Below are 8,344 nucleotides of genomic sequence, written 5' to 3'. Positions count from 1 at the left end.
TCCTTGCCAGGTTGCGCCGCAAGTCAAAATGCTACAGCAAGTGCCAAAAGATGTTGGAATATTCCGTAAGGCTTCTGATGGCTAAAAGAAATAATGAGATTATCTATAGTTAATTAGCAATACCAAAACATAATGTGCATACATAATAATTGTCTAGTAGTCCATTTATATAATAAAACTACAAATAGGATTAGTAGTAGCCTTCATGGTTTAGAGTATTTTTAATACTTCTTATGAAATTCAAGTTTATTTTTTATATTATTTTTATGACCCTACTTGCAAATTCCAAAGGCAATCCGGAACTGGAAATGAAATTGGCAGCATGCCCGCAAAGCCCCAACTGCGTTTCAAGTCAGGCAACGGATAAAGATCATTTTATTGCCCCGTTTAAAATCAGCGGCAAAACTGAAGATGCATGGAAGGCTCTTAAACAAGCGCTTGCAGGCCAAAGCCGCACGCTTATCACTCAGGAAACCGGGAATACCTTGCATGCCGAGGCTGCCAGCCTAGTTTTTCGCTTTGTGGATGATATTGATGTGGTCATTGACCACAATGCGAAACTCATTCATATCCGCTCTGCATCCCGAACCGGTTACAGTGATTTTGGCGTTAATCGCAGGCGCATGGAAGCGCTGCGTTCGAAGTTGCAACAGGCTCATGTTATCGATTAAATTTGCTTGTCAGATCGCCCGATATAAAGCCTGACAACCATCCCTGTCCGATTTGACGAAAGCAGGTACTGATTTAGGCAGGGGTCAAACGTAACCATCTGCTTTATAAAATTTTGACTGCTTTTTAGAGTAATGCGCAGCCCCGGTCAATTGCCATGGCCCGGCACCGGCTATTGCTTATGCTTGTGCAAGTTAAATAGCCTCTGTCTGCTTTTAAGAACGTATTTTAAAAGTCTTATCTATCGGGCCTCTGTAGCATCAGATTAATCATGGCTATATAAGCGGCTGTCGCTATGACACCCTACCATAACCCCAGGTACCGACCCGCCTATGACATTTACGTCCTGGTATCTTCTTACCTGCGCCATAGCCTTTTTCACCTGCTAATGCAGTTGCTTTACACGTTGACTGGCCAGACTAGCCGCAGTGGCAGGGCGGCGTCCCGCCTTACCCCGAACATCGGCTCGTAAGGTGTCAGCTATACGCGGCTAAAGGCCTTCCTGTGTCCACTTTTAAAAATAACCATATACCGTTTCCCAGGGCGGAAACTGATGGGGGATAATAATCGCCCTGCGCCACTTGAACGCAATCCCTACCATATGGCAGTCATTATTAGCCGTAATGAAGTTGCCGATGGGCTCCCGCCAGCCAGCGCATTGGGCAGCAATACTTTAAGGATATCCCAAGGTCTTTTATTCAGATCAGTTGGATAACGCTTTTTAGCGGCTTGTCTTTTTTAGTCAGGTAAGATTGAAATACCTTGATCTTATCAAACCTTTAATTTGTTTTTGGCGCTTTTAAAATACGTTCTAAGGGATAGATCATTTCGTATTAATAAGAGGTTAATATTTTCAGGCTAATGAGTTATTCGTGGTCTTTGGATAATGCCTGAGTTAATGCGCAAGCAAGATCAGAGTATTGAAAAGTGAAACCTTTTTCCAGCAGACGTTCAGGTATGACGCGCTGGCTGCCCAATACCAGCTCCGACATTTCACCCAGCAGCATTTTCAGCAGCCAGGCCGGAACCGGCACCAAGGCAGGCCGCTTCAAACAGTGCGATAAAACGCGCGTAAATTCGCTATTGGTAACGGGATTGGGAGATGTCGCGTTATAGGGCCCGTCCATGGAAGTATCGACCATCATGGTCTGGGCGATATTGATCCAGTCCTGGCGATGAATCCATGACATCCATTGCCCGCCATCACCCAGACGTCCGCCCAGACCTAAACGAAAAGGCGGCAGCATGCGTTGCAGCAATCCTCCTCCGGGGGCCAGTACCAAGCCGGTTCTGACCAGGCAGACCCTAACTCCGAACTGTTCGGCTTTTTTGGCCGCATCTTCCCAATCTGCGCACAGTTGCTGCGAGAAATTCGGGCTGGGGCGGGATTGCTCTGTTAGTACGGTATCACCTTGATCCCCATAATAGCCAACTGCAGAGCCGCTGATTAACAGCTCGGGTTTAACAGCCATCCGGCCTATGCATTTTATTAACCGTTCAGTCAGTTTGATACGGCTATTTCTGATCAGCTGTTTGCGAGCCTCGCTCCAGCGGGCTGCAAAAGTTGGTTCGCCTGCAAGGTTGATAATGACCTGATAGGAAGCATCCGCTTTAAGCGAGTCAAGATCGCCCAGAGCATCAATATCCGGCCCGCATATCTTTGCTACTTTAGCAGGATTACGGCTTAGAACCGTGACTGTATGGCCCTGTTCAACCAAGCGTCGCACTAATGCGCTGCCGATAAAACCGGTGCCGCCGGTAATTAGTATTTTCATGGTTAGACTCTCACGGTCATTGCATTCAATAGCACAATATTAACTGGTCAATAGCGGTAGAGTTGAAGTGACCTATTATATAAGCGGTTTAGGTAGTGAAAGTATAAGCCATTATTCCTTCAGTAAAAAACTAACTATATTATGCATATAAGGACGACTTGAATCCCTAAAGTATTACTTGGCGATCAATATCGTACCCACGTCCCTATATTGACTAGTTGAACTAAACCGCGGCGCGGCGGCTTTGGCGCCGCTCTGATTTTTCCCTTCCGTAACAGTAAGTCGCCCACTCCTGATTGACCACTGTGGCTCAGTCTTCAGAGGAGAAATGTGATGACTCCGTTACGTCAAAAAATGATCGACGCCATACTGGTACGTGGTATAGCGCCGAGAACCCAGCGCAGTTATCTGATGGCCGTCACCGAACTGGCGAAGTATTATCATCGTTCGCCGGATCACCTGTCTGGAGAAGAACTGGAAGCGTTCTTCCTCGCAATGGTCAAAGAACACCGGCCACATGCCGGTTGTATCTGAACGCGCTCCGTTTTTCTATCTGCCCGTCTTTGGCCGGGACAGCTTTGGCGTCAAGCTGCTGGTACCTAAACAGGAACAGCGCATTCCGGAACTGCTGATGCGCAGTGAAGTCAGCCGCATCCTGGCTGCCCACGGCAATCTCAAGCATTGCCTGTTGCTGACGACCTGTTACGGTTGCGGACTTCGTGTCAATAAACGGGTGTAGATTCAGGTTCGGCATCTGAATGGCGAACGGCGACTGTTGCGGGTGGAGCAAGGCAAAGGCGCTAAGGATCGGGCTGTAATCCTGTCGCCTAAATCGATACGCGACTCTCAATGAGCTCATGCAAACAGACTGGGTGGTGTATACCAAAGCCTATCTCAACCGGGTCGATACGGTGGTCCAGTATCTGGCCCGCTACAGCCTTAAAACCGCGCTCAGCAACAAGCGGATACAGCAGATAGACGAAGACCTGGTGCATCTGCGCTACAAGGACTGCCGGGATCATGATCGCCACAAAGTCAGGGTGTCGGGGGGTGAAGAACTGATGCGGCGCATCTTATGGCATATTCTGACTACCGGGTTTATGCGCATTCGCCATTACGGCTTTATTGCCAATCGATGAGCGACAAAAGCTGGCGCAAATCCGGCGAAGCCTGCAAGCCACAGCCGAGCAGGAGATCAGCGGGCAGGCATTAACCATCAGCCCATGACCGTACCGGTCACTGAAAAACCGCGGTCCTGCCCGCCATGCAAAACAACCGGCATGATCGTCGTCGGAGAGATAGCGCCCAAGCGCATAGATTATGGCTAGGCGATAAACCTATCGGCAACCTTAAGCCACAAACGGCACAACCCGCCGACAGACGTCAAAGGGGTCCGGGATAGCGTGCGGCCGAAAGCAATGAAAAACCCAAAAACTCACCGATGAAGCGAGCAAAATGGAAAAATCCTTTCCTCAAAGGATAAAACAGACGCTAAGCTGTCAGCTGCCAATAAGCCTTACGTCCCAAAAAAGTCGATAAGTGTTAGACAGTCCTGAGCGGAAACAATACAATCCCCATTAATAAAGAATGCGGGTTAAGCCAAATATCCAGGGCGGCTTAGTCCAACACACATTTATCTGCCATGCTCGCGCACGACAGATAAAGTGCTTATTTGTTATGTCAATCAAATCGGCTTGGTGGTTACAGGCTTCGGCCTAAAGGCCATGGGAGCGCCTGCGAACACACCTCGCCCAGATTTTGGGCTTCATCCCCAAGGGCATGTTTCCTTAGGGCTTTTTGTATCAAATATTTAATGCATAAAACGGGTAGCTGTATAAATCTAACAAAGACCGAATATTATTCTTGTTCATATATTGTACAGCTATAATTTGACAATTCTGACATAAGCCACTAAGTTATCGTTATAAAAGCTTTGCTTTCCAGGCAGATTGACAAGGTCTTTCAGCAGGTAATTGCTGACTAACGAATTAATTTAAACCAAAAACAGTATTTAAACTTTCGATAAGTTTCGTGCTCTAAATTGTAAGAAGTTATGACATTATTCCCTGTCCTCCTCTATAAACCCTCCCAAGCTGTATAGGGAGGGCTTTTTTTGTTGACAACTATCGCAGCGGATGAATGATATGACGATGGCAACTTTTCCAAGTCCCAAACTTCTTGTTGAAATCAATTTTTATATTTCAGTTATAGTGCTGGTGCTCGGGAGCATTTTGCCGGTATCAGGGGCTTATCCATTCTTTGAATTTAACGAAGAACTGTATGGCCCCGTAGCGAATAATTTACGGATAATGATGGTTTATCTGGCAATAGCCGAATGTATACTTGTTGGCTATTGTTTTCTTAGTAAAAGGTTTCGGATATTTATAGTTGCAGGAGCTTTTCTGATCTCGATGACCGGATATCTGGCATTTTATGGCGCGGTCAACAATATGCCCATAGATTCAAATTTGCACGTATTCTTTCTTTATACAGGCATCTCCCCTATTCTGTTGGGCGTAATATCCGCCAGGCAAAAAAACGGTCCTGGCCGGCCTCATGAATCGAGTGACTTAATTAAATAGCTCGGTTACGTTATAGAATATATTATCAATAACCTGAACGAGCTTGTAATCATGAATATAGTTCTACTGATGGTAGCGTTATTGACCAGCTGTACCCGAATTCCCGAAGGGCTCAAACCGGTTGAGAACTTCGACATCAACCGCTACCTGGGCACATGGTATGAAATAGCCCGCCTTGACAACCGTTTTGAAAAAGGCCTTGACAAGATTTCAGCGACTTACAGCAGGCGCGCTGACGGTGGTATCGATGTGCTGAACATCGGCTGGAATCCGCAGACCCGAGAGTGGGAGAAAGCGGAAGGCAAAGGCTATTTTATTGAACAAGCGGACAAGGGCAGATTAAAAGTGTCTTTTTTTGGCCCTCTCTACGGGGCCTACAATATTATTAATCTGGATAAAAAAAATTACGCTTACTCGATGGTAACAGGCCCCAATAAATCCTATTTATGGATATTATCCCGAACCAGACAACTGCCCAAAGCCGATTTAGAGGGCTTAATAAAGCAAGCTAAGGAGCAAGGCTTTGATACTGATCAACTCATATTTGCCAGACAGGATTGAAACCGTATTCACATGTATTATCCGAGCTTATCGATTTTGTAATTATTATTTGCGCAGGGCAAGCTCGTAAAGTACTTTAGTTTTTTAATAATCTGAAAGTATTTTCGGAGCAATGGCCGCCCTTAAGGCATTCAAAATGGCAAATACATCTATAATCTCCTGGGTAATGGCGCCGGCTACGGGAGGGAGATATCCCAATCCTGCAAATGCCATACCGATCAGGCTGAATATCATGCCGCCTAAGGCGCTTTGCAAGGCAATTTTACGCATGCGTTCGCCAATATGAAAAAGCTCATCGACTTTTAATAACGAACTGGTCATAATCACGGCATCAGCTGACTCCCCGGTAATATCACTGTTCTGGCCGAAGGCAATGCCGATAGTCGCAGCAGTCAGGGCAGGCGCATCGTTAATGCCATCGCCCAGATACACCGTTTTTGCCGCTTTGGTTTCGTTGCGCACTAATTCCAGTTTCTGTTCCGGGCTTTGGCTGAAATATACATGTTCAATGCCGACCCGCCCGGCAAGATAACGGACTTCGGATTCCCGGTCGCCGGACACCAGCATGACTTTGTCAAACAGATGATTAGGTTGTAAATGATTGATAAAGGTTGAGCTGTCCGTGCGTATCTCATCCCTGAATTGCAGGGTCGCCGCGTAAGCGTCATCAATCAGTACAATACATTCCAGGCCGCCGCTGATGGGTGGTAAATAGGCAGCCTCGACAGGATGTTGCTCAACAAATTTTTTCCGGCTGGTTACCTGAACCCGTTTCCCGGCAACATTGCCTTCCAGTCCTTCTCCCGGTATTTCCTTTATACTGGCAATATCCAGCAGTTTTAAAGCTGATTTCTCAGCTGCCTTGAGGATGGCCTCCGATAAGGGGTGTCTGGAATAGCTTTCCAGACTCGCAACTAATGTCAATACCTCCCGTTCATTATAGGCATCGCCAGTAATCAATGCAGTCAGCGAGGGGCGGCCATAAGTCAGAGTGCCGGTTTTATCAAAAATTGCAGTTCGGCACGTGCCTATCATTTCCAGTATCGCCGGGTTCTTGATAATGATATCGCGCCGCGCTGCCAGTGAAATCGAGCTAATAATGGTAACCGGTATGCCAATAAGTAAAGGACAAGGCGTGGCTATCACCAGTACGGCAAGAAAACGAACCACGTCGCCGCTTGCGGCCCAGGCAATCAGTGCGATAGCTATGGCTATAGGTGCGTATAGTGCACCTAATTGATCGCCAAGCCGTCTGAGTTTTGGGCGATGCTGTTCGGAGGCGCGCATCACGTCCATGATTTTGGCATAGCGCGAATCAAGCGCCAGCTTATCCGCGCGAATGGTTAACGCTGAATCGCCGTTAATAGCGCCGGACAGAACTTGCGAACCGCTGATTTTTGACATCAGATACGGTTCTCCGGTCAAATAGGACTCATCCATGGCGCCTGAGCCGTCCACCACTGTGCCGTCAACGGGGCAAATTTCATGTGGAAGAATCAATAGGATATCGCCAATATTGACCTGCTCTGTAGAAATATCGGCAAGTCCCTCCACCGATTTTCTATGCGCAACCGAAGGCATGCGATTTGCCAGAGCCTCAAGCACCGACGAGGCTTTGCGTACCGCATAGGCTTCCAGAACCGCTCCGCTGGACAGCATTAATACCACCAAACTGCCTGCCAGATATTCCTTCAGTAAAACTGCGGTAATAATGGCAATGCCTGCCAGCAGGTCAGCGCCTAAATCTCCCTTAAGCAACTTTATAATGAGCTGATAGATTAGCGGAATACCGCCAAGCATCAATACGGCAATCAGCGGCAGTTGCACCAGCGCAATCGGGTAGACAAATTGCCGCTCGTAAAGCTGGGCTACAGCCGAGGCTAATGAAGCGTTTAAAGTTAGCGTATAAATTTCCTGGCCCCAATCAAGCGCATAATGCAGCACCAGATAAATGCCTATGCCCAGCAGGCTCAATCCAGCGATGATTGTTTCTGATGTTGAAGTCGCTTGCCGTCTGCTGGTCATATTCTTGATAAATGTGTTGGTGGGCTACCAGTCATAGCCTTTGAGGAAAAACTTTAGGACATGACAAGCCATCAGGAATGCCAGGTTTTTATCGCCTTTTATCATTAAAGGCCTTTATATCCATGCCGCATCGCTTTCACCCGATTCTCCTTATCTATAAGCTTTCAAAGCAGCGCCTGAAATATTAAACATGGATGAAGCCCGTATGTAAGCGGAATTATCTCTTATTTTTCATCTTCAATAAAAGCAATAAGGTAAGATCGCGTTGGGGATGAAGCCATGATCGGGACGAGAGTCGCACCCCAGTCCCATCCGCGTCAGCGAAAGCAACGCTGCTGCGCTGATGGCAGGCGCTCCTTCGGCCTTCAGGTCAGACATTGGAGAGAAGGAAGATAAGTCGCGCCGAATTTACCACTAACCCTCGGCGCAGTCTGTTCGGACGCAAGGCCGCCTGCACAGAGACAGCGCTGCCGATGCGCTTCGGCCTGGAAACGCCAGGGACGCTCCATCCCTATTTATAGGGCAACAAGGCCCGCTCTTGCAGGCTTGGACATGTTGCCAGGTCCTTCGGTTAGATGCAACAAGCCGACTTTATGTGTGATTGATTCTTAGAAGCTGTTTGGAAATTCATCTTTTCGCCCATAAGGTATCAATTTTGATTATGAAATAAATAGTATGAGCACAAAAAACGGAAAAAACGTTACCCGAGTAATTTGAGTGAGGGGGCATGGC

Annotated in this window: 7 protein-coding genes and 2 pseudogenes; 7 read left to right on the top strand and 2 right to left on the bottom strand. The window is 47.3% G+C overall.

The window, feature by feature from the left end:
* A pseudogene (locus HUX64_RS19995) lies at positions 1 to 113 on the top strand (IS1 family transposase); the annotation flags it as partial.
* Positions 114 to 266: 153 nt separating this feature from the next.
* On the top strand, positions 267 to 671 hold the full coding sequence (locus tag HUX64_RS18725) for a DUF1499 domain-containing protein (protein ID WP_246247142.1): 405 nt from the start codon (positions 267 to 269) through the stop codon (positions 669 to 671).
* An 864-nt stretch (positions 672 to 1,535) separates the two neighbouring features.
* On the opposite strand, the gene HUX64_RS18720 is transcribed toward HUX64_RS18725, so the two are convergent.
* On the bottom strand, positions 1,536 to 2,444 hold the full coding sequence (locus HUX64_RS18720) for a TIGR01777 family oxidoreductase (RefSeq protein ID WP_174627705.1): 909 nt from the start codon (positions 2,442 to 2,444) through the stop codon (positions 1,536 to 1,538).
* A 333-nt stretch (positions 2,445 to 2,777) separates the two neighbouring features.
* Here HUX64_RS18720 and HUX64_RS18715 point away from each other — a divergent pair, with 333 nt between their 5' ends.
* The 5 genes and pseudogenes from HUX64_RS18715 (at position 2,778) to HUX64_RS18695 (ending at position 5,587) form a co-directional block, all read left to right on the top strand.
* Entirely contained in the window at positions 2,778 to 2,978 is a 201-nt protein-coding gene (locus tag HUX64_RS18715; protein ID WP_174627704.1) for a phage integrase N-terminal SAM-like domain-containing protein, read from the top strand.
* Positions 2,962 to 3,183, top strand: coding sequence for a site-specific integrase (locus tag HUX64_RS18710; protein WP_174627703.1), 222 nt, complete (start codon positions 2,962 to 2,964; stop codon positions 3,181 to 3,183). Before HUX64_RS18715 ends, HUX64_RS18710 begins: the two co-directional genes overlap by 17 nt.
* A gap of 106 nt (positions 3,184 to 3,289) precedes the next feature.
* Positions 3,290 to 3,772 (top strand): annotated as a pseudogene (locus tag HUX64_RS20590) (transposase); the annotation flags it as partial.
* Between the two features lie 816 nt (positions 3,773 to 4,588).
* Positions 4,589 to 5,026 (top strand): hypothetical protein, encoded by a 438-nt coding sequence (locus tag HUX64_RS18700; protein WP_174627702.1) that lies wholly within the window; start codon positions 4,589 to 4,591, stop codon positions 5,024 to 5,026.
* A gap of 51 nt (positions 5,027 to 5,077) precedes the next feature.
* Complete coding sequence (locus HUX64_RS18695; protein ID WP_174627701.1) at positions 5,078 to 5,587, top strand: lipocalin family protein; 510 nt, start codon at positions 5,078 to 5,080, stop codon at positions 5,585 to 5,587.
* Between the two features lie 84 nt (positions 5,588 to 5,671).
* Here HUX64_RS18695 and HUX64_RS18690 read toward each other — a convergent pair whose 3' ends face one another.
* Positions 5,672 to 7,612, bottom strand: a complete 1,941-nt coding sequence (locus HUX64_RS18690; protein ID WP_174627700.1) for a heavy metal translocating P-type ATPase — start codon at positions 7,610 to 7,612, stop codon at positions 5,672 to 5,674.
* Positions 7,613 to 8,344: the final 732 nt, after the last annotated feature.

Origin of the sequence: Candidatus Methylobacter favarea (genome assembly GCF_902806695.1) — a bacterium.
GTDB lineage: Bacteria > Pseudomonadota > Gammaproteobacteria > Methylococcales > Methylomonadaceae > Methylobacter_B > Methylobacter_B favarea.
The sequence above is the reverse complement of the archived record's forward strand: the minus strand, read 5'-3'. Positions and strand labels throughout refer to the sequence as shown.